General features: G+C 59.5%; 24 protein-coding genes. 8 read left to right on the top strand and 16 right to left on the bottom strand.

The genetic code is table 11. The annotated features are described in order from the left end of the window. Positions 1 to 80: 80 nt before the first annotated feature. Entirely contained in the window at positions 81 to 1172 is a 1092-nt protein-coding gene (locus tag AC0Z5Z_RS03410; RefSeq protein WP_485610691.1) for an aminopeptidase, read from the bottom strand. A gap of 58 nt (positions 1173 to 1230) precedes the next feature. Here AC0Z5Z_RS03410 and AC0Z5Z_RS03415 point away from each other — a divergent pair, with 58 nt between their 5' ends. Both AC0Z5Z_RS03415 and AC0Z5Z_RS03420 read left to right on the top strand, forming a co-directional pair. After that, the gene (locus AC0Z5Z_RS03415; protein WP_056791288.1) at positions 1231 to 1653 is read left to right on the top strand and encodes a PA0061/PA0062 family lipoprotein; all 423 of its coding nucleotides are present in this window, start codon (positions 1231 to 1233) and stop codon (positions 1651 to 1653) included. A gap of 39 nt (positions 1654 to 1692) precedes the next feature. Further along, positions 1693 to 2112: a PA0061/PA0062 family lipoprotein gene (locus AC0Z5Z_RS03420; protein ID WP_095182275.1), complete on the top strand. Its 420-nt coding sequence runs from the start codon at positions 1693 to 1695 to the stop codon at positions 2110 to 2112. Positions 2113 to 2119: 7 nt separating this feature from the next. On the opposite strand, the gene AC0Z5Z_RS03425 is transcribed toward AC0Z5Z_RS03420, so the two are convergent. Further along, a complete protein-coding gene (locus AC0Z5Z_RS03425) occupies positions 2120 to 2359 on the bottom strand; it encodes a DUF1161 domain-containing protein (RefSeq protein ID WP_252887086.1) in 240 nt (79 codons plus the stop codon). 240 nt (positions 2360 to 2599) lie between these two features. Beyond that, positions 2600 to 3031 (bottom strand): OsmC family protein, encoded by a 432-nt coding sequence (locus tag AC0Z5Z_RS03430; RefSeq protein ID WP_150637338.1) that lies wholly within the window; start codon positions 3029 to 3031, stop codon positions 2600 to 2602. Between the two features lie 240 nt (positions 3032 to 3271). Here AC0Z5Z_RS03430 and AC0Z5Z_RS03435 point away from each other — a divergent pair, with 240 nt between their 5' ends. After that, positions 3272 to 4273: an LLM class flavin-dependent oxidoreductase gene (locus AC0Z5Z_RS03435; RefSeq protein WP_056791299.1), complete on the top strand. Its 1002-nt coding sequence runs from the start codon at positions 3272 to 3274 to the stop codon at positions 4271 to 4273. A gap of 164 nt (positions 4274 to 4437) precedes the next feature. On the opposite strand, the gene AC0Z5Z_RS03440 is transcribed toward AC0Z5Z_RS03435, so the two are convergent. After that, positions 4438 to 4662 (bottom strand): DUF1161 domain-containing protein, encoded by a 225-nt coding sequence (locus tag AC0Z5Z_RS03440; protein ID WP_071173980.1) that lies wholly within the window; start codon positions 4660 to 4662, stop codon positions 4438 to 4440. Positions 4663 to 4791: 129 nt separating this feature from the next. Further along, on the bottom strand, positions 4792 to 5007 hold the full coding sequence (locus tag AC0Z5Z_RS03445; RefSeq protein ID WP_016772305.1) for a dodecin: 216 nt from the start codon (positions 5005 to 5007) through the stop codon (positions 4792 to 4794). 166 nt (positions 5008 to 5173) lie between these two features. Here AC0Z5Z_RS03445 and AC0Z5Z_RS03450 point away from each other — a divergent pair, with 166 nt between their 5' ends. Beyond that, positions 5174 to 5500 (top strand): ElaB/YgaM/YqjD family protein, encoded by a 327-nt coding sequence (locus AC0Z5Z_RS03450; RefSeq protein ID WP_039757078.1) that lies wholly within the window; start codon positions 5174 to 5176, stop codon positions 5498 to 5500. Here the strand turns inward: AC0Z5Z_RS03450 and AC0Z5Z_RS03455 are convergent. Next, on the bottom strand, positions 5473 to 6390 hold the full coding sequence (locus AC0Z5Z_RS03455) for a LysR family transcriptional regulator (protein WP_252877202.1): 918 nt from the start codon (positions 6388 to 6390) through the stop codon (positions 5473 to 5475). The two genes, AC0Z5Z_RS03450 and AC0Z5Z_RS03455, sit on opposite strands and share 28 nt — an antisense overlap. A 113-nt stretch (positions 6391 to 6503) precedes the next feature. On the opposite strand from AC0Z5Z_RS03455, the gene trpB reads away from it, so the two are divergent. Continuing rightward, the gene (gene trpB, locus AC0Z5Z_RS03460; protein WP_016772302.1) at positions 6504 to 7736 is read left to right on the top strand and encodes a tryptophan synthase subunit beta; all 1233 of its coding nucleotides are present in this window, start codon (positions 6504 to 6506) and stop codon (positions 7734 to 7736) included. After that, the gene (gene trpA / locus AC0Z5Z_RS03465; RefSeq protein ID WP_252868560.1) at positions 7736 to 8545 is read left to right on the top strand and encodes a tryptophan synthase subunit alpha; all 810 of its coding nucleotides are present in this window, start codon (positions 7736 to 7738) and stop codon (positions 8543 to 8545) included. The genes trpB and trpA overlap by 1 nt, the downstream gene beginning before the upstream one ends. A 58-nt stretch (positions 8546 to 8603) precedes the next feature. On the opposite strand, the gene AC0Z5Z_RS03470 is transcribed toward trpA, so the two are convergent. The 10 genes from AC0Z5Z_RS03470 to AC0Z5Z_RS03515 all read right to left on the bottom strand — a co-directional run bounded on the left by AC0Z5Z_RS03470 (position 8604) and on the right by AC0Z5Z_RS03515 (position 18455). Beyond that, positions 8604 to 10565: a DUF7844 domain-containing protein gene (locus AC0Z5Z_RS03470; RefSeq protein WP_315435052.1), complete on the bottom strand. Its 1962-nt coding sequence runs from the start codon at positions 10563 to 10565 to the stop codon at positions 8604 to 8606. Next, positions 10562 to 10882, bottom strand: coding sequence for a DUF2388 domain-containing protein (locus tag AC0Z5Z_RS03475; RefSeq protein ID WP_041476450.1), 321 nt, complete (start codon positions 10880 to 10882; stop codon positions 10562 to 10564). Before AC0Z5Z_RS03475 ends, AC0Z5Z_RS03470 begins: the two co-directional genes overlap by 4 nt. A 27-nt stretch (positions 10883 to 10909) precedes the next feature. Continuing rightward, positions 10910 to 11227 carry a DUF2388 domain-containing protein gene (locus tag AC0Z5Z_RS03480; RefSeq protein WP_095182269.1) on the bottom strand — a complete coding sequence of 106 codons (318 nt, stop codon included), beginning with the start codon at positions 11225 to 11227 and terminating at the stop codon, positions 10910 to 10912. A 108-nt stretch (positions 11228 to 11335) separates the two neighbouring features. Next, the gene (locus AC0Z5Z_RS03485; protein ID WP_016772298.1) at positions 11336 to 11653 is read right to left on the bottom strand and encodes a DUF2388 domain-containing protein; all 318 of its coding nucleotides are present in this window, start codon (positions 11651 to 11653) and stop codon (positions 11336 to 11338) included. A 333-nt stretch (positions 11654 to 11986) separates the two neighbouring features. Continuing rightward, positions 11987 to 12202, bottom strand: a complete 216-nt coding sequence (locus AC0Z5Z_RS03490; protein WP_007911656.1) for a DUF1127 domain-containing protein — start codon at positions 12200 to 12202, stop codon at positions 11987 to 11989. A gap of 321 nt (positions 12203 to 12523) precedes the next feature. Further along, a complete protein-coding gene (gene scpC / locus AC0Z5Z_RS03495; protein WP_485610692.1) occupies positions 12524 to 14017 on the bottom strand; it encodes a succinyl-CoA:acetate CoA-transferase ScpC in 1494 nt (497 codons plus the stop codon). Between the two features lie 214 nt (positions 14018 to 14231). Then, positions 14232 to 15665: an NAD(P)(+) transhydrogenase (Re/Si-specific) subunit beta gene (locus AC0Z5Z_RS03500; protein WP_041476447.1), complete on the bottom strand. Its 1434-nt coding sequence runs from the start codon at positions 15663 to 15665 to the stop codon at positions 14232 to 14234. Next, positions 15665 to 15985: an NAD(P) transhydrogenase subunit alpha part 2 gene (locus AC0Z5Z_RS03505; protein ID WP_003220416.1), complete on the bottom strand. Its 321-nt coding sequence runs from the start codon at positions 15983 to 15985 to the stop codon at positions 15665 to 15667. Before AC0Z5Z_RS03505 ends, AC0Z5Z_RS03500 begins: the two co-directional genes overlap by 1 nt. Before the next feature lie 15 nt (positions 15986 to 16000). After that, a complete protein-coding gene (locus AC0Z5Z_RS03510) occupies positions 16001 to 17122 on the bottom strand; it encodes a Re/Si-specific NAD(P)(+) transhydrogenase subunit alpha (protein ID WP_056791317.1) in 1122 nt (373 codons plus the stop codon). Between the two features lie 433 nt (positions 17123 to 17555). Beyond that, positions 17556 to 18455: a LysR family transcriptional regulator gene (locus AC0Z5Z_RS03515; RefSeq protein ID WP_236167913.1), complete on the bottom strand. Its 900-nt coding sequence runs from the start codon at positions 18453 to 18455 to the stop codon at positions 17556 to 17558. Positions 18456 to 18612: 157 nt separating this feature from the next. Here AC0Z5Z_RS03515 and AC0Z5Z_RS03520 point away from each other — a divergent pair, with 157 nt between their 5' ends. Both AC0Z5Z_RS03520 and AC0Z5Z_RS03525 read left to right on the top strand, forming a co-directional pair. Next, positions 18613 to 19794, top strand: coding sequence for an acyl-CoA dehydrogenase (locus AC0Z5Z_RS03520; protein WP_024015035.1), 1182 nt, complete (start codon positions 18613 to 18615; stop codon positions 19792 to 19794). Between the two features lie 14 nt (positions 19795 to 19808). Further along, entirely contained in the window at positions 19809 to 21029 is a 1221-nt protein-coding gene (locus AC0Z5Z_RS03525; RefSeq protein ID WP_485610693.1) for a CaiB/BaiF CoA transferase family protein, read from the top strand. Positions 21030 to 21196: the final 167 nt, after the last annotated feature.

Genomic DNA, 21196 nt, shown 5'->3' on the forward strand with positions numbered 1-21196 from the left:
AAGCCAGCTCCCACAGGTTAGCGATTCTTCAGGCTCACCGCTGTCCCTGTGGGAGCTGGCTTGCCAGCGATGAGGCCCGTTCAGCCGCTGGTGGACTCAGGAACTGCCAAGGCCCTCAAAGCCGCCTTACGCTCATCAACCGGCAATCGCCCCAACCGCTCAACCTCGGCATAGAACCTCAGCCAATCCCCACCCACTTGGTTGAACAGCGCCGCAAACGCCGGCACCCACTGGTCATACAGCCCGAACGGCAACAGTCGCGCGTTGTTCAGCGGCGCATTGACCCAGGCGTCATAGCGCTTGTCCCCGGCCCACTGACTGTCGCGCGTTGCCTGATACTCCCGGCGCAAGCGCTCGAATTCAGCTGCTTTGCGCTCACGCATCTGCTCAACCGACAGCGGCTGCGCATACAGCTTCTCCAGTCGTGAGCGCGTGGCGAGTACCAGTTCGATGAATTGGTCACGCTGCTTGAGCCTGGCATCCGACTCTGCCGGTAGCCCGCGAAAGGCGCGCCATTGCCGCGTACCTTCCTGCTCGACAAACGTGGCAAATGACTCGTTGAATTCGGTGTCGTCCTTCACATAGAACTTCTGGTGCGCCAGCTCATGAAAGATCAGCGTGGCCAGTCGCTCATCGCCCCAGCCCATCATCGAATTGAGGATCGGGTCATTGAACCATCCAAGCGTCGAGTACGCTTCGACCCCGCCGATCGACACATCCATACCCTGCAAACGTTGAATCGCCGCTTCGCCACGGGCGGCGCTCTGGCTGTAGTAGCCGCGATAGGCCACGCAGCCGGCAATCGGGAAGCAGTGATTCTGCGGTGTCAGGGAGAACTCTTGAGTAGCGAACACATTCCACACCACGTAGGGGCGATGGATATCGGCGTACAGGCGATAGCTCTGGTTATCCGGCAAATGCAGATGCTCGCTGGCAAAGGTACGGGCCTTTTGTGATTGAGCCAGATGCGCGCGCAATTTGGCATCGCGGCTGGGGTCGGCAATGACCTTCTCCACCGGCTCCCGGGCGCGCAGCAATTGCAATTGGCCGCTGGCGAGCTGGCTGTAATAGCTGACGCTGGCGCAACCGTTGAGCAACAAAAACAACACACCCGGAAACAAAATCGGAAAAACGCGATCAAGTAACCCAAGGCTGGAAAACGGCCTGATCAAAATAAGAAATTCCCCGGAAAGTCTGCCCCAAGACTATCCCGCCTCAAGGAGCACCGCTATGCGCATGTTCATGCTGACAGGAGGCCTGCTGACGCTGGCCGGTTGTGCCGGATTCGGAATGCCCGACCCCGACCCCTCGCAAGCCTGGATCGATCTTGACGCTCGCCAACACGACACGGCGCTGCAAGCCGTTCAAGTCGATGCCACCCAGGCCATCGACAAACGCTATTTCGAAGTGCAGCCCGGCAGCCATGAGCTGAAGGTGCGCTATCAATTCCCGGTCGAGGCCACCAATATCGGCCCGACTGCCGAACCGCTGTGGCGCGATTGCCAGTTGAGCGTGAAATTCAAGGACTTCAACGCCGGCCAGCGCTATCAGCTGCAGGCTGGCAGCATCGGCTTCAGGCCTTGGGCCAAGCTGTATGACGAACAGCGCAAGGTTGTCGGTCAGGGCACACCGGCGGGCTGTCAGAGCAGTTGATCGGCGCTATGCTGGAAATCCCGTCTAAGGATATCGATCATGCGCAAGTTGACGACATTGCTGGCCGCCAGTGTGCTCGCCGGTTGTCAGAGCCCGTTGCCGGCGGCCGATCCAGACAAAGCCTGGGTCGACTTCGCCATGCCTACCCCCGGCGGCAAGGTGCTGATGGCCGAGCGCCTGGATAAACAGCGCTCGCGCGACGGACGGTTTTTTCAGGTGACGCCCGGTAGTCATGAGCTCACCGTGCGCTTTGACTTCGAAGTATTCGGGGGTGGTCAGGGCATGGATACCGATCCGCAAGAGCGGCTGTGTTACATGACCGTGCCCTATGAACACTTCGAGGCCGGGCAGCGTTACCGCCTTGAGGCCCGATCGCTGGCCTTCACGCCAAGTGCACGCTTGATCAATCGTCAGGGGCAGATCGTTGCCAACGAGCGGCAGATCAATTGCGTGCCGTGATAGGCAATCAGCTATCGTTTTTCTGATAGATGATTCGCTTGGTGCCGTTCTCGCAAGTACCGACGATCATGGCCGAGTCATGCTGCTTCGCCTCCTCCGCCGTGATGATTTCCAGGGTGTACGTTGGGACCGCTTTCGCCTGAATTTTAACCTCGATTTCCTTTCTGAGCTCTTCGCACTTCTTGGGGGCTGCGAAAGCGGACGTGGCCAGTGCACTGCAAAGGATCGCCAAGCCAATACGTTTCATCGATGAAGCTCCTTGAGGCAGCGCGCACGGGTGTGCGCTGAAGCTGCTGTCGATTATTCGACCACAATTCTGCGGAGCGGGTTCTGACTTTGCTCACACCTTGTATTAATTGCCGGCCGCTGAGCTGGTTTCGAGACTGCGTTCGCGAGCAGGCTCGCTCCCACACTGGATCCGCGACGTGCACAAATCCCCTGTGGGAGCGAGCCTGCTCGCGAAGGCGTCAGCCCGGCAAACGCCGAATCAGCTGACCAGCGAAGCCTCGAGGGTGATCTTCGCGTTCAGCACCTTGGAAACCGGGCAACCTTCCTTGGCCTTGTTGCTCAGTTCTTCAAACTGCTGCTGAGTTGCGCCTGGAATCTTCGCCTTGAGAATCAGCTTTACCGCAGTGATTGCGAAGCCGCCGTCAACCTGATCGAGGGTGACTTCAGCGTTGGTGTCGATGCTGTCTGCCTTCAGGCCGGCATCGCCGAGAATCATCGAAAACGCCATGGAGAAGCAGCCGGCGTGAGCCGCGCCGATCAGTTCTTCCGGGTTGGTGCCCTTGCCGCCCTCAAAGCGCGCCTTGAAGCCGTACGGTGCTTCCCGCAGTACGCCGGTTTCGGTGGAGATCGAGCCGAGACCGGTTTTCAGATCGCCTTTCCAATGCGCCGATGCCTTTTTCACGATAGCCATGTCTGCCTCCTCAAATGTGGCGCGGAACGCCGCGCCGTCGCGGTTTTTACTAGCAAGGCTTCTGAGGATAGACGGCGGAACAAAGTTCAGCCTGGCTGAATCGTTGACTTTTTTAGTAGGAAATTTCGTCGCTGCTATTGAATCTCGGGTATATGCCCTCATTCCATAAAACACGCTTATGGATTTGGCAGGTTTTCGCTCGCAAGAAAAACCTGCCTCCCCACCCGGAGATGCAGGTTCATGAAAAAACTGTCCGACGTAAAATTTTCCACCCTCGACCTGGTGCCGGTACGCGAAAACGGCAGCGCGGCGCAATCGCTGCGCAACTCGCTGGACCTGGCGCAGCATGCCGAGAAATTCGGCTACACGCGCTTCTGGGTCGCCGAACATCACAACATGGACGGCATCGCCAGTTCGGCAACTTCGGTGTTGCTCGGTTATCTGGCCGGAGGCACGTCGACGATCCGCGTCGGTTCCGGCGGGGTAATGCTGCCCAACCATGCGCCGCTGGTGATCGCCGAGCAGTTCGGCACCCTCGAGAGCCTGTACCCGGGACGGATCGACCTGGGTCTGGGTCGCGCGCCCGGCTCTGACCAGATGACCGCCCGCGCCTTGCGCCGTGAGCGCTCGGGCAGCGCTGACGACTTCCCTGAAGACGTTGCCGAACTGATGCGCTACCTCGGCCCGCGCACTCCGGAACAACGGGTGATCGCCATGCCCGGCACCGGCACCAACGTGCCGGTCTGGCTGCTCGGCTCAAGCCTGTTCAGTGCGCAATTGGCGGGTGAGCGCGGCTTGCCTTACGCCTTCGCCTCGCACTTCGCGCCGCGCTTCATGCACGAGGCGATCCGCATCTACCGCAATCACTTCAAACCGTCGGCGGTGCTCGACAAGCCGTACGTGATGCTCGGCGTGCCGCTGGTGGCCGCCGATACCGATGAGCAAGCCGATTACCTGGCGACGTCTGTGTACCAGCGCATTCTTGCGCTGATGCGTGGCCAGAGCCTGGTGCAGCGTCCACCGGTGAAAACCATGGACGGCCTGTGGCTGCCCCATGAACGTGAAGCGGTGGGCGATTTCCTCGGTCTCGCCATGGTCGGCGGCCCGCAGAAGATCCGCGCCAAGCTTGAGGTGTTGATCGAGCAGACCCAGGCGGACGAGCTGATTTTCACCAGTGATCTTTACGAACACGCCGATCGCATCCATTCCTACGAATTGTTGGCCCAAGTCATGAAGGGATAACGCGAACCCTTGTAGGAGCTGTCGAGTGCAACGAGGCTGCGATCTTTTGATTATGATTTGAAATCAAGATCAAAAGATCGCAGCGTCCCGCAGCTCCTACCCGGAAAATCATCGTCCACAAAAAAGCCGACGCATCCACGTCGGCTTTTGTATTTCAGGCGCAATCAACCTCGCTTGTAGACGATGTCCTTGCTGCCGCCTTCGCAACTGCCGACGACGTCGCCATCAGCGGCCGCACCCTTGTCGACAACTTCCAGCGAATAACCGGATACGCCTTTGGCGTCGAGCTTCGCGGCGATTTCGCTTTTCAGCTCTTCACAAGGCTTGCCGGCTGCAAACGCACCACCCGCAAGGCTCAACAAACCTACTGCCAACATGAACTTCTTCATCGGTCGCACTCCCTGGTCGGATTGAATGAGGCGGGCATCGGGTCATCCACCCGATGCGCTCACCTTGTAGCGCTTTGCCATTCCCTATGGCTCTCGGCCAGCGCGCAAGTTCAGAAGACTAGCTCAAACTCAGCTGGCGGCAATCTTGAAGCCGACTTTCAGCGTTACCTGAAAGTGCGCCACCTGGCCGTTTTCGATGTGGCCACGGGTTTCGGTCACTTCAAACCATTCCAGATTGCGCAGGGTTTTGTTGGCTTCGGCCAGTGCGTTGTTGATGGCGTCTTCGATGCTGGTGGTGGACGAACCGACCAGCTCGACTTTCTTGTACGTGTGATGGTCACTCATGGCGTTCTCCTTGGGTTGGAATGGCGTGTGAAATTGAGCCTAGCAGGCAATTGCACTGTTGATTTCGGCGCCGCTGCGCTGCCGAAGTTCAGAATTTCTGCACTTTCTCGAAGTGGTGAAGTCCCAACCAACACACGCCACTCATCACCAATGCAGGAGAGCCACCATGGCCAACACCTCTTTACGTAAAGCCTCGTTGCAAAGCATGGAAGCCGAGATCGAGAGTCTGCTCAAATCGTTGGAAAGCTTGAAAGACGATGCTTCGGACGAGTCGCGCAAGACCCTCAAGGCGCTGAAAAGCAATGCCGAAAGTGCATTGAAACATTCCCGTCATCTGCTCAGCGACGCGTACGAAGAAGTCAAAGTGAAAACCCGCGAGACCGGCATTGCCACTCGTGATTACGCGCAGGAACATCCTTGGACCACAGCTGGTGTGGCTGTCGGTGCAATCGGTCTGCTCGCTGCCTACTTTTTGTTCAAGCGCGGTGAGTGATCAGGCTGGCGCAGCTCGTTTTTGAGCCACTGCGCCAGTTGCCGGGCGCGCCCGTCCGCGGCGCGTTTGGGTAGCCACAACGCCAGTTGCGCCGGGGTTTCGCAGAAGCCCCACGGCGCAACCAGGCGACCCGCCTTCAGGTCTTCAGTTACTAACGGCTCCGGTGCGATTGCCACGCCGAGACCTGCAACAGCCGCCTCCAGCAAATAATACAAATGCTCAAAACCTTGCCCGAGCTTCAACGCCTTGGAATCGAGGTGGTTTTGCTGTGCCCAGCTGGGCCAGGCTTGCGGGCGAGAGGTGGTGTGCAGCAAGGGCTGCTTGAGCAATTCTGCGCCAGGAGCGTCGTGCAGGTTCTGATAACCGCTGAATAACGGGCTCATCACCGGGCCGATGCGTTCCGCCGCCAGTTCGTAGACCTGCATATCGGCCGGCCACGGTGGCTCGGCGAACAGCAATAGCGCATCGAGTCCCGGGCGCCGAGGGTCGAGATCGCCTTCACCGGCCGACAGGTGCAGTCGCAGATCAGGCAAATCGGCATTCAACCGCCCCAGGCGCGGAATGAACCAGCGCGCCAGCAGGCTCCCGGAACAACCAAGCACGAACGGCGCATCGGCAGTGCTTTGGGTCAATTCCGCACAAACAGTTCGCAAGCGATCGAACGCCTCTGCGCTGGCATCGCGCAGACGCACGCCGGCATCTGTGAGTTTCAAGCCGCGCCCGTCCTTGACGAACAGGCTCACGCCGAGATGTTCTTCAAGCGCTTTCAGCTGGCGGCTGACCGCGCCGTGAGTTACATGCAGCTGCTCGGCAGCCTGACTGACGCTGTTCAGACGGGCGGTGGCCTCGAAGGCGCGCAAGGCATTGAGCGGGGGAAGGTCGTGGCTCATGGTATCTGTGAGTTTTCCTGACAGGTTGCGGCGATCTTATCGGTTTTCAGCCTGGAAAGTCAGGGGTAGAGTGGTCGTCATTGTCTTCTGACCGAATTCACCTGGAGCGACCCATGACCCAGACTTCGAACACTTCTGATCTGCGTAACGGCCCTGACGCCAACGGCCTGTTCGGTGCGTTCGGTGGCCGTTATGTAGCGGAAACCCTGATGCCGTTGATCCTCGACCTGGCCCGCGAATACGAAGCGGCCAAGGAAGATCCGGCATTCAAAGAAGAATTGGCCTACTTCCAGCGTGATTACGTCGGACGTCCGAGCCCGCTGTATTTCGCCGAACGCCTGACCGAGTTCTGCGGCGGCGCCAAGATCTACCTCAAGCGTGAAGAGCTGAATCACACCGGCGCGCACAAGATCAACAACTGCATCGGCCAGATCCTGCTGGCGCGGCGCATGGGCAAGAAGCGCATCATCGCCGAGACCGGCGCCGGCATGCACGGCGTGGCCACTGCCACCGTTGCTGCGCGTTTCGGTCTCGATTGCGTGATCTACATGGGCACCACCGACATCGAACGTCAGCAGGCCAACGTCTTCCGCATGAAGCTGCTGGGCGCTGAAGTCATTCCGGTTGTGGCCGGCACCGGCACCCTGAAAGACGCGATGAACGAAGCCCTGCGTGACTGGGTGACCAACGTCGACAACACCTTCTACCTGATCGGCACCGTGGCCGGCCCACACCCTTATCCAGCAATGGTCCGCGACTTCCAGGCCGTCATCGGCAAGGAAACCCGCGATCAGCTGCAGGCTCAAGAAGGTCGTCTGCCGGACAGTCTGGTGGCATGCATCGGTGGCGGTTCGAACGCCATGGGCCTGTTCCACCCGTTCCTCGATGACAAGAGCGTGGAGATCATCGGCGTCGAAGCCGCCGGTTACGGCATCGAAACCGGCAAGCACGCGGCCAGCCTGAACGGCGGTGTGCCGGGCGTGCTGCACGGTAACCGCACTTTCCTGCTGCAGGACGACGATGGGCAGATCATCGACGCCCACTCGATCTCCGCCGGCCTCGACTATCCGGGCATCGGTCCTGAACACGCCTGGTTGCACGACATCGGCCGCGTCCAGTACACCTCGGTAACCGACGACGAAGCGCTTGAAGCGTTCCACAAATGCTGCCGTCTGGAAGGGATCATTCCTGCCCTGGAAAGCGCTCACGCTCTGGCCGAAGTGTTCAAACGCGCACCGAAGCTGCCGAAGGATCACCTGATGGTGGTCAACCTCTCGGGCCGTGGCGACAAGGACATGCAAACCGTAATGCACCATATGCAACAGTCGCAGCAGGAGAAACACTGATGAGCCGCCTGCAAACCCGCTTTGCCGACCTCAAGCAACAGAACCGCGCCGCGCTGGTGACCTTTGTCACCGCTGGCGATCCTGACTACGACACTTCGCTGGCAATCCTCAAAGGCCTGCCTGCCGCAGGTGCCGACGTGATCGAACTGGGCATGCCGTTCACCGATCCGATGGCCGATGGCCCGGCGATCCAGTTGGCCAATATCCGCGCACTGGGCGCCAAACAGAATCTGGCGAAAACCCTGCAAATGGTTCGCGAATTCCGTGAAGGCAACAGCGACACGCCGCTGGTGTTGATGGGTTACTTCAACCCGATCCACAAATTCGGCGTCGAGCGTTTCATCACAGAAGCCAAGGATGCCGGCGTCGATGGCCTGATCGTGGTCGACATGCCACCAGAGCACAACGAAGAGCTGTGCGACCCGGCGCAGGCTGCTGGCCTGGACTTCATCCGCCTGACCACGCCGACCACCGACGACGCGCGCCTGCCGCGTGTGCTCAACGGTAGTTCCGGTTTTGTCTACTACGTGTCGGTCGCGGGTGTCACCGGCGCCGGTGCAGCGACTCTGGAACACGTGGAAGAGGCGGTTGCGCGTCTGCGTCGGCATACCGACCTGCCGATCAGCATTGGCTTCGGTATCCGTACACCGGAGCAGGCTGCGGCCATCGCGCGTCTGGCTGACGGTGTGGTGGTGGGCTCGGCGTTGATCGATCACATCGCCAGTGCCGATACGCCTGAGCAGGCCATCGATGGCGTGTTGAGTCTGTGTTCGGCGCTGTCCCAAGGCGTGCGCAAGGCTCGCGTCTAAAGCCGCAGGGGAAATCAAAAAGGCTTCAGAACAGGCGTTCTGAAGCCTTTTTTTGTGCTCAGGGCAATTGCAGTCCGCCCGAAGCCTTGTGCAGTTTGCGCAGATGCTCGCCAATCTGTTTCACGTTGGCCTCGCTGGCGGCAATCTCGGCGGCGCGCTTGGGTTCGAGCAGCTTGCGCACTTCAGTATCGAGGTCGCCGGACAGGGCGAGCAGCTTCTTCTGCCGTTGGCTGCTTTCCGCTTCCAGTCGGCCAAACTCGCTCGGCTGCGGTAGTCCGTAACCTTTGGAGTCGAGCAGTTCCGCCGGGCGGCTGAGGAAACCACTGTTGGCGAGGATTTCCTGCAAGGTCGCGTTGGCCTTGTCCATGCCGCCGTTCTCCAGCTCGCGGGCGCCGAGGTAGCGTTGCTTGACCTCGTCCTGGGCCAGCAACAACTGCCGGCGGAAACTGGCTTGCTCCAGCAGCAACAGCGCCGCGCTGGTGCGCAGGTCGGCGCGGTCGAACCATTCGCGGCGTTGCTCAGCGCTGAGTGACAGCCAGTCTTCGACAGTGGTCTGCTTGATCGGCAGCTGCTTCTTCAATACATCGAACATCGCTTGATAGCGATCGCGGAACGAGTCGAAGCGGTAACCCAGACGCAGCGCTTCTTTCGGATCGTCGAGCACACTGGTGTCGGCCAGACCACGGCCCTTGAGCACTTCCAGCAAGCCGTTGGGCATGATGCTGTCGAGGCCGACCAGTTGGCTGTTATTGCTACCGCTGCGCAACAGTTTCAAGCCTTCCACCGCGCAGTTGTTGGAGAGGAAGAAGTAATTGCCGTCGTAACTCCAGTGCATCTCGGCGGCATGTTCGACCACGCCCTCGATCTCCTCGCGAGACAGGTTCAGCGGCACTGAAGCGAGGCTGCGCAGCTCGGTCTTGGTGTATTCGTCGATCACCTGTGCCAGCGGCAACACGAACAGCCGCGACGGGTATTTGCCGACCAGTCCGTCCCAGCTCGACAGCTGCACATCGCCAACGAAGGCTCGATAGGACAGCACCAGGTGCTGATCGAGATCGAGGCGGCAATCCGGGCCGCGCGGGCGACCGGGGGCGCAGATCACCAGGCGCAACATGCTGTGGCCCCAGCGACTGACCCAGTTCTGATTGGCCTCGGCCAGCAGGTAATCGACAGCGTAGACGCGCTCCGGATCGACTTGCCCCAGAGGCTGCTTGGCGAAGTCATTGCCCGCATTGAGAAAGGCAAAGCTCTTGCTGCAGGTGTCCTGCGCTGGCGGCGCCCAGCCGAAATGTTCCTTGTAGTAGCGATACAACGCCGGGCGGCGGCAGGCGTAGCTCGGGTCGAGGAGGAAGTACTCCATGTTGACCGCAACGAACTCCTTGGGGCTGGAAATCTCGTAGAGATCCGGGCTGCGCGCGATCTGGCGGTTGTGTTGTTCACGCTCGCCACGGCGGCCGACGTACTGTTGCCACCCGGCCAGGTCAAGCAGGCGCGGATCGTCGCTGATGGTGAAGCGGCGACCGTTCTGCCCGCGACACTCATCGGGAATACCGATCAGCCCGGCGCTGTTGAAGCGTCGGGTGCAGCGCTGGATCAACGTGCGCTCAGCGCTTGGCCATAAACGCGCGCGGTCGTAGATATGCGTGATTTCGTGCAGCACTGTGGCCAGCAGTTCCTGGCGCACAGTGCCGTGGGGGCGATTGGTTTTCTCTTTCGCCGCGCTGCCATCGGTGAGAGCGGCGAGAAGCTTGCGATTCAGATCAAGCTCGGCAACCAGCGTTGCCTGCCCGTAAGCGTTGGCAGGCATGTCGTCGGTCCAGCCGACGTCGATGCGCCGATCCAGCCGCTCGATGAAGCTCGGCGGCAGTTTCGCCATGGCCTCATCGATCAGCGCCTGACTGGCCTGTTGTTGAGCCGGGCTCAGACCCTCGGTCTTGAGCCGCAATTGCAGGCCGGCGTGGGCGCTGTTGCCAAGCAGCAACAACGCCCCGGCCAGCAGCCAGGCGCCAACGGACCTCACAGTGCGAGGATGGCTTCGGCGAGTACCTGATCACTGGCGTCGCGCGCTTCCGGCACCCGTGTACGCAATGTGTTGAGAGCGGCCTCGAGGTGCGCGCCACGGATGTCGCCGTTGCTGGCGACGAAACTGGCGGCGTCGTCGTGGGCTTCGCGGATGATTTTCGAATCGCGAATCGACGTGGTGGTATCGGAGGTGAAATCGATGCTGCGCTGGGAGGCACGAACGATGATGTTACTGGTGGCTACCAGGGTGTGCGCCTGGGCCACATCGGCCAACACAAACAGGCCAAGGGCGGCAGCAATCAGCGGGCTACGCATGGAACGACTCCGGAAGGACAAGGATAACTATTGGACGAGAATTGCTTCTGCCAGTTCAAGGTCGCTGGCATGAAGTTTCGGCCGGGTTTTGCGCAGGTAATGCAGCGCGGACTCCAGCCGTGCGCCTCGCCATTCACCGTCACTGGCGACGAAGGCGGCCGCGTCATCATGGGCGGCGAGCAGCAGTTTACGGTCGAACGGCGCAGAAGACACCATGCTGGTGGCGTAACCGCTGACAACCGTGCCTTGGGTCGATGCATTGAAAGCATCGAAGGCGTTGGCAGACATCGCCCAGCAGGCGGTGAATAGAGTAGAAGAGATGAGCAAAGTTGGAAGAAAGCGCATGGGACTCGACAACTGTTAGCGAGCCTGAAGGCTAGCGCAAATGCCCGGGCCAGAGCCAGCGTTGAAACATCGGGACACGGCTGGCGTGTCCCGCAATACCGCAAGCGATCAGAGCGTCAGAATGGCCTGAGCCAATTGGGCATCGGTGGCATTGAGTTGTGGCGCCTGATGGCGGATGTGATCGAGCGCGCTTTCCAGCTTCACCCCACGGATATCGCCTTCGCTGGCCACGAAGCTGGCGGCATCGTCGCGGGCGGCGAGGACGATCTTGTCGTCACGGAACGAGGAGGTCACATCGGAAGTGGCGTCGGAAGTGGCTTTCAGCGCGCCGACGATCGAGTCGGTGGTGACGATGAAACTGGTAGCACTGGCGTTGGCAGCCACGGCCAGCAGGGCGGCGGCACTGAGCAGGCGAAGACGGGTCATGATTTAACTCCTTTGGATAAACCGTAGTGAGAGGTGGCTCGGTATCTGAGGAGTCAGACGCCTGTTGCGCAACGTTCGCCACGTTCTGCATGGATATTAGGCTGCCAAATCCGGTTCGCCCAGTGGTGGCCAGTGATACTCCAAAGGTTCTGGATAACTGTACTGGTATTATCTGAGGTTTTCGTAAATTGTACCTGTTCTCGTTCAGTTATGCGTTTTAGAGCATTCAAGGCCCTGAAACGACAAAACCCGTCGTGGTTGCCCACGACGGGTTTTGCTTATGCAATTCGGGTTGCTGGCGGTGGGTCTGACGACCAGAGCCAGCGACGCTGCTTAGCGCCAGAACGGCTTGCTCAGCTCTTCGTAGCGTTGTGCTTCGCTGATACCGGCGTCGGCCAGCAGACGCGAATCCAGACGGGCCAGTTGGTGGCGGCTGGAGATGCGGCGCTGCCACAACATCAGGTTGGCGATAACGCGCAGAGGCAGGGAAGCCTGGGTGTTTACAGCTTTGTCTTCGAAGAACAGTTCGGAACTGAGTGTACGTTCCATGGTTGACATCCTTCCGCTTGTGGCGGGATCAGGTAGTGGTTTGACTGGTGCCCATGATCCTCTCGTTTGGATAGTCTCTGTAGATACAGTTCATTTGTATTGTGAGTGAGCAGTTAACTGTTTATGGATGGTGTACGGGTCGAAATTGGGCAAACTGTACCTGTCTGCACTTGATTGGTGCATTTCGGCTCGTATCAGGGGGTTGAGTCGGAGTTTGCGCTAGGAAAAGACCGGTACAGCAGTACAGTTTTTTGCGATCCTGTTTCTCGCGGGCATCCCTCGAGGCAAAACTGTGTTTGCCTCGATGGTAATCTGTGTGGATCACACTGCCAGCATGCGCCCAGTTTCTTCCAGGTTCATATGCCAGCTCAGGGCTTCGCGCAGAATATGCGGGGTGTGACCGCCGATTGCACAGGCAGCGCTGAAGTAATCATTCAGTGCCTGGCGGAAGTCCGGATGCACGCAGTTGTCGATGATCACTCGTGTGCGCTCCCGTGGCGCCAGGCCACGCAGGTCGGCGAGGCCGACTTCGGTCACCAGAATGTCGACGTCATGCTCGGTATGGTCGACGTGGCTGACCATCGGCACCACGCTGGAAATCGCGCCACCCTTGGCAATCGATTTGGTCACGAATACCGCCAGATGCGCATTGCGTGCGAAGTCGCCGGAACCGCCGATGCCGTTCATCATCCGCGTACCGCAGACATGGGTGGAGTTGACGTTGCCATAGATGTCGAACTCCAGCGCGGTGTTGATGCCAATGATGCCCAGACGCCGCACCACTTCCGGGTGATTGGAGATCTCCTGCGGCCGCAGAATCAGTTTGTCCTTGTACTTCTCCAGGTTGCCGAACACGTCGCTGTTGCGGCGCTCGGACAGGGTGATCGAACTGCCCGAGGCGAAGCTCAGCTTGCCGGCATCGATCAGGTCGAAGGTCGAGTCCTGCAGCACTTCCGAGTACATGGTCAGGTCTTCGAACGGCGAGTCGATCAAGCCGCACATCACTGCGTTGGCGATGTTGCCGATGCCGGCCTGCAGTGGGCCAAGCTTGTTGGTCATGCGCCCGGCCGCGACTTCCTGCTTGAAGAAGGTGATCAGGTGTTCGGCAATGGCATTGGTATCAACGTCCGGTACCGACACTGTGGACGGCGAGTCCGACTGCTGAGTGATGACAATCGCAACGATCTTCTCCGGTGGAATCGGGATCGCCGTGCTGCCGATGCGATCGTCGACTTTCACCAGCGGGATTGGCGTCCGCGTCGGGCGGTACGTCGGGATATAGATGTCGTGCAGGCCTTCGAGGTTGGCGTTGTGGGCCAGGTTGATCTCGACGATCACTTGTTTGGCGAAGATCGCGAAGCTGGCCGAGTTGCCCACCGAAGTGGTCGGCACGATATGGCCTTGTTCGGTGATGGCGACTGCCTCAATGACGGCAATGTCCGGCAGTTTCAACTGTTGGTTGCGCAGTTGCTCTACGGTTTCCGAGAGATGCTGATCAATGAACATCACTTCACCGGCGTTGATTGCCTTGCGCAACGTGCTGTCGACCTGAAACGGCATGCGCCGCGACAGCACGCCGGCCTCGGTCAGTTGCTTGTCGAGGTCGTTGCCCAGGCTGGCGCCAGTCATCAGGCTGATCTTCAGCGGCGTGACCTTGGCGCGCTCGGCCAGTGCGTGGGGAACGGCCTTGGCTTCGCCGGCGCGGGTGAAACCGCTCATGCCGACGGTCATGCCGTCCTCAATCAGAGCGGCAGCGTCGGCAGCGCTCATCACTTTGTCCAACAACGAAGGCAGGCGAATACGGTCACGGTACATGGATTATTATCTCGGGCAACGAGTAGCAGGATGCGCAGTCTAGTGAATTTGGCCGGCGCCTGTCCCGCTACCAAGGTCGCAAACGAGGCCTCTATTTCGCGGGTTTGCAGTAAAACACCGTTACCGGATCTGCAACAACGCGGCAAATTGTCCAGCGTCTGGCGCAAACAAAAACGCCCCGACAAGTCGGGGCGTTCGTTATTGCAACGGGTGATTACTCGACCGCTTTGACCATGTCTTCGATGACTTTCTTCGCGTCGCCGAAAACCATCATGGTCTTGTCCAGATAGAACAATTCGTTGTCCAGACCGGCATAGCCGCTGGCCATCGAGCGCTTGTTGACGATGATGGTCTTGGCCTTGAACGCTTCGAGAATCGGCATGCCGGCAATCGGTGACTTCGGATCGTTCTTCGCGGCCGGGTTGACCACGTCGTTCGCGCCGAGCACCAGCACCACGTCGGCCTGACCGAACTCGGAGTTGATGTCTTCCATCTCGAACACCTGGTCGTAAGGCACTTCGGCCTCGGCGAGCAGGACGTTCATATGCCCAGGCATCCGACCGGCCACCGGGTGGATCGCGTACTTCACAGTCACGCCGCGATGGGTCAGCTTCTCGGTCAGCTCCTTCAGCGCATGTTGTGCACGCGCTACTGCTAAGCCATAACCCGGGACGATGATCACGGTGTCGGCGTTGGTCAGCAGGAAAGTCGCGTCATCCGCCGAGCCGGATTTCACCGGGCGGGCTTCCTGCGCACCGGCAGGACCTGCATCTGCCGTATTGCCGAAACCGCCGAGCAGTACATTAAAGAAGGAGCGGTTCATCGCCTTGCACATGATGTACGAGAGAATCGCACCGCTCGAACCCACCAGCGAGCCGGCAATGATCAGCATCGAGTTGTTCAGCGAGAAACCGATGCCCGCCGCCGCCCAGCCGGAATAGCTGTTGAGCATCGACACCACCACCGGCATGTCGGCGCCGCCGATCGGGATGATGATCAGCACGCCCATCACGAACGCCAGGGCCAGCATCAGTGCGAACGCCGTAAGGTTGCCGGTGAACATGAAAGTCAGACCGAGAACCAGCGTTGCCAGACCCAGAATCGCATTGAGCTTGTGCTGGCCACTGAACTGTACCGGTGCGCCCTGGAACAGGCGGAACTTGTACTTGCCCGAGAGCTTGCCAAAGGCAATCACCGAACCGGAGAAAGTGATCGCACCGATTGCCGCACCGAGGAACAGCTCCAGACGGTTGCCCGCCGGGATCGCATCGCCCAGCTGTTTAACGATACCCAACGACTGCGGCTCAACCACTGCCGCAATGGCAATGAACACCGCCGCGAGGCCGATCATGCTGTGCATGAACGCTACCAGTTCCGGCATCTTGGTCATTTCAACGCGTTTGGCCATGATCGAACCGGCGGTGCCGCCGACCAGCAGGCCGACGATCACATAACCGATGCCAGCCGTGGCCAGTTCAGCGCCCAACTTATAGATGAGGCCGACGGTGGTGATGATAGCCAGTGCCATGCCGAGCATGCCGAACAGGTTGCCGCGCCGCGAGGTGGTCGGGTGCGACAGGCCTTTGAGGGCCTGGATAAAGCAGATCGACGCGATCAGGTAGAGCGTCGTCACGAGATTCATGCTCATTACTTCGGCGCCTCTTCTTTTGCTTTCGGGGCTTTCTTCTTGAACATCTCAAGCATGCGGCGGGTGACCAGGAAGCCACCGAACACATTGACCGCCGCCAGTGCCACAGCCAGCGTGCCCATGGTCTTGCCCAACGGGGTGACTGTCAGCGCAGCGGCGAGCATGGCGCCGACGATCACGATCGCCGAGATCGCGTTGGTGACTGCCATCAACGGCGTGTGCAGCGCAGGTGTAACGTTCCAGACCACGTGGTAACCGACATAAATCGCCAGCACGAAGATGATCAGGTTGTAGATACCGGGGGAGATAAGCTCTTCCATCGTCTGAATCCCTGCTTAGGCGTTTTTGCGGATGACTTGGCCGTCGCGGCACATCAGGCACGCGGCGACGATGTCGTCTTCGAGGTTGACGTCGAACTGGCCTTCCTTGGTGAACACCAGCTTGAGGAAGTCCAGCAGGTTGCGTGCGTACAGCGCCGAAGCATCGGCAGCGACTTCACCGGCGAGGTTGGTCGGACCGACGATCGTCACACCGTTTTCCACAACGACCTGATCGGCGACGGTCAGCGGACAGTTGCCACCCTGAGCGGCCGCGAGGTCGATGACCACCGAGCCCGGCTTCATCTGCGCCACGGTCTCGGCGCTGAGCAGCGTCGGCGCCTTGCGGCCCGGAATCAGCGCAGTGGTGATGACGATATCGGCCTGCTTGGCGCGCTCGTGCACGGCCTGGGCCTGACGCTGCATCCAACTCGCCGGCATCGGCCGCGCGTAACCGCCGACACCGACGGCGCATTCGCGCTCTTCATCGGTCTCGTAAGGCACGTCGACGAACTTCGCGCCGAGGGATTCGATCTGTTCCTTCACCGCTGGGCGCACGTCGGACGCTTCGATCACCGCACCCAGGCGTTTCGCCGTGGCAATCGCCTGCAAACCGGCCACGCCTGCGCCAAGAATCAGCACCCGCGCCGCTTTCACGGTACCCGCAGCAGTCATCAGCATCGGCATGAAGCGTGGGTAATGGTGAGCCGCGAGCAACACCGCTTTGTAGCCGGCGATATTCGCCTGCGACGACAACACATCAAGACTCTGCGCCCGCGAGGTGCGCGGCGCCGCTTCGAGGGCGAACGCGGTAATGCCGCATTCGGCCATCTTCGCGATGGTCTCGTTGTTGAACGGGTTGAGCATGCCCACGAGCACCGTGCCGCGCTTGATCAGCGGCAGTTCGGCATCGCTTGGCGCGACCACTTTGAGAATCAGCTCGGCGCCAAACGCGTCATTGGCGCTGCCAATGCTTGCGCCGGCCGCTTCATAGGCACTGTCGACGACACTGGCTTTGACGCCAGCGCCGCTTTGCACAGTGACCTTATGGCCTTGGCTGATCAGCTTCTTGATGGTTTCCGGGGTTGCAGCAACCCGTGTTTCACCGGTCTGGGTTTCGAGAGGAACACCAATGTGCACGTCAAATCTCCTGCGTGATCTTATTGAGTAAACCCATGCACTACGGATGGTGCGACTGGGGCGGCCGATCAGCACGATCCCGCCGAATCAGGGCGGGGCGCGGCATTTTGCAGGCGAACTTTATGCCCTTCAAGGGATTATGACGGGTGACGGAAAATTAACTACAAGTCATGCCGTGACCGAATGTCGCAGATGGCCAGTTGAACCCCTTGCAGGCCGTGCCCTGCAAGGATTCTGGCTGAATTTGAAAAAATTCGCATCGGTGGCGTGAATAGGCAGCAATGAGTCGCCATTAGAGGCTCAAAGCCACGTGTTTGGCAGCTTGTGGGACGTCTGTACGACTTCCGGATACAGTCTGCTTAAAAGCGACAAATAGTTATATCTGTAGGGCTTTGGTTTTTCTGACTACGGGGTTAGGTATTGCGCAAGGCCTTTATTCTTCTAGGCTGTAGCTCTGCGCCTGATTTACCAGCCAGTCACGAAATGCTTTCAACGAAGCGGATTCGACTTTTCGCTCCGGAATCATCAGGTAATAGGCCTTGATGCTGGAGAGCGCTTGAGAGTTGGCAACCACCAGACGTTTCTCTGTCAGCTCGCGCTGAATCAGAAACGGCGGAATCAGCGCAACGCCCATGTCGTGCATGGCTGCCTGGGCAAGCATCGAGAATAGCTCGTAGCGTGGACCTGTCATGTCGCGAGGGATATTCAATTGCTGCGAGTTGAACCATTGGCGCCAGGCGTAAGGTCGGGTGGTTTGCTGCAGCAGCGGTAGTTCAGCGATGGCTGCAGCTGTCAGCTGCTTGCGATCGCCGAGTAGGGCGGGGCTGCACACCGGCATCGGATTCTCGCCCATCAATCTGTGGGATTCGGTACCCGACCAGTCGGCATCACCGAAGTAGATCGCGGCATCGAATTCGGTGTCGGCAAACAGGAATGGCCGAGTGCGGTTGGTCAGGTTGACGGTCACTTCCGGGTGCTTGAGCTGAAAATCCTTGAGGCGTGGCAGCAGCCATTGCGTGCCGAAGGTCGGGACGACTGCGAGCTCGATGACGTTGGTGCCCTGCTGGCCCATCACCGAGAGGGTGTCGCGCTCCACTGCATCGAGCTGAGTCGCCACCCGACGGCTATATGAAAGACCCGCCTCGGTCAGTTTCACTCCACGTCGCGAGCGTCGGAACAGTTCCACGCTGAGGAAATCTTCCAGGCTGGCGATCTGTCGGCAAATGGCGCCTTGGGTGAGCGACAGTTCTTCAGCAGCACGGGTAAAGCTCTCATGGCGGGCGGCAGCTTCGAAACTGATCAGGGCGGCGGTGCTGGGGATCTTCCTGCGCATGTACGTCAACCTCACTAATGCGCCGCATAAAAGGCTATTCGCGACGGTACGGAGTGAGAAATTAGCACAACAGAATGCGAAATCCTCGTTTGCTCCGACGGCGAACCGCGCCTAGGATCAATGCCACGTTAATTCACCCGATTGCGAGGGCACACTCATGGGCGGTAAAGCTAGCTTCAACTGGATCGATCCCCTGCTGCTGGATCAACAGCTCACCGAAGAAGAGCGGATGATCCGCGACACCGCCGCGCAGTTCGCTCAACAGAGTCTCGCCCCGCGTGTGCTCGAAGCTTTCCGTCATGAAAAGACCGACCCGGCAATCTTCCGCGAGATGGGTGAAGTCGGCCTGCTCGGTGCGACCATTCCCGAACAATACGGTGGCAGTGGTCTGAACTATGTCAGCTACGGCCTGATTGCCCGTGAGGTCGAGCGCGTCGACTCCGGCTATCGCTCGATGATGAGCGTGCAATCCTCATTGGTGATGGTGCCGATCAACGAATTCGGTACCGAAGCACAGAAGCAGAAGTACCTGCCGAAACTGGCTTCCGGCGAATGGATCGGTTGCTTCGGTCTGACCGAGCCGAACCACGGTTCCGATCCGGGCGCGATGATAAGCCGGGCGCGCAAGGTCGATGGCGGCTACAGCCTGACTGGCGCGAAGATGTGGATCACCAACAGCCCGATCGCTGACGTATTCGTGGTCTGGGCCAAGGACGATGCTGGCGACATCCGTGGTTTCGTTCTGGAGAAAGGCTGGAAAGGTCTGAGCGCTCCGGCGATTCACGGTAAGGTCGGCCTGCGCGCTTCCATCACCGGCGAGATCGTCATGGACAATGTGTTCGTGCCGGAAGAAAACATCTTCCCAGACGTCCGAGGTCTGAAAGGTCCGTTCACCTGCCTCAACTCCGCGCGCTACGGCATTTCCTGGGGGGCGCTGGGCGCGGCCGAGTTCTGCTGGCACACCGCGCGTCAATACACTCTGGATCGTCAGCAATTCGGTCGACCGTTGGCCGCGACTCAACTGGTGCAGAAGAAACTCGCCGACATGCAGACCGAGATCACTCTGGCGCTGCAAGGCTGCTTGCGATTGGGCCGGATGAAGGACGAAGGTACCGCCGCCGTTGAAATCACTTCGATCATGAAGCGCAACTCCTGCGGCAAGTCGCTGGATATTGCGCGGATGGCGCGCGACATGCTCGGTGGCAATGGTATCTCCGATGAGTTCGGCGTGGCCCGTCACCTGGTCAACCTGGAAGTGGTGAATACCTATGAAGGTACCCACGACGTTCACGCGCTGATCCTCGGGCGTGCGCAAACCGGTCTGCAGGCGTTCTATTAATAGGAGGGCGGACCATGGGCGCGCTGTCGCATCTACGGGTACTGGATTTATCACGAGTGCTGGCCGGGCCTTGGGCCGGACAGATCCTCGCCGACCTGGGCGCCGAGGTGATCAAGGTCGAGCGCCCGGGCAATGGTGATGACACCCGCGCCTGGGGCCCGCCCTTTCTTAAAGACGCTTACGGCGAGAACACATCGGAAGCGGCTTATTACCTCTCGGCAAACCGCAACAAGCAATCGGTGACCATCGACTTCACCCGGCCTGAAGGGCAGAAGCTGGTGCGCGACCTGGCGGCGAAGTCGGACATTCTGATCGAGAATTTCAAGGTGGGCGGTCTGGCGGCCTATGGTCTGGACTATGAGTCGCTGAGGGTTCTCAACCCGAATCTGATCTACTGCTCAATCACCGGCTTCGGCCAGACCGGCCCGTACGCGAAGCGCGCAGGGTATGACTTCATGATCCAGGGGCTTGGCGGCTTGATGAGCCTGACCGGCCGGCCTGACGGAGATGAGGGCGCCGGTCCGGTGAAAGTCGGTGTCGCGCTCACGGATATTCTTACTGGGCTGTATTCAACGGTGGCGATCCTCGCGGCGTTGGCTCATCGCGATCACGACGGTGGTGGCCAGCACATCGATATGGCGTTGCTGGATGTGCAGGTCGCGTGTCTGGCTAACCAGGCGATGAACTACCTGACCACGGGCAATGCGCCAAAGCGTCTGGGAAATGCGCATCCCAACATCGTGCCTTATCAGGACTTTCCTACGGCGGATGGTGACTTCATTCTTACCGTGGGTAATGACGGGCAGTTCCGCAAGTTCGCAGAGGTGGCTGGCCAACCGCAGTGGGCGGATGATCCGCGGTTCGCGACCAACAAGCTGCGGGTAGCGAACCGCGCGGTGCTGATCCCGTTGATCCGCCAAGCTACGGTCTTCAAGACCACGGCCGAGTGGGTTGCTCAACTGGAGCAGGCGGGTGTGCCTTGTGGGCCGATCAATGATCTGTCGCAGGTGTTTAAAGATTCCCAGGTGAAGGCGCGCGGTCTGGCGATAGAGCTGCCGCATGCATTGGCGGGGATGGTGCCTCAGGTGGCCAGCCCGATCCGGTTGTCGGAGACGCCCGTTGAATATCGTCATGCGCCTCCTTTATTAGGTGAGCACACATTAGAGGTTCTGCAGCGGGTGCTGGGTCTGGGGGCAGGCGAGGTGGCTACGTTGAAGGAGGAAGGCGTCCTTTAAGTCTTCTTCTATATATAAGAAGCTCTTTTCTCATCTGATTGGATGTTTTTTAACCAATACGCAAGTTATTGAAAGAAAAGCGAAATTAACGGTTGACGGCAGATTCCAGAGGTCTATAATTCGCCCCACTTCCGGCGCAGTCGAAACGGAAAACTCCTTGAGATTCA

Source organism: Pseudomonas sp. 1L-E-NC-VB-C3, assembly GCF_057291535.1.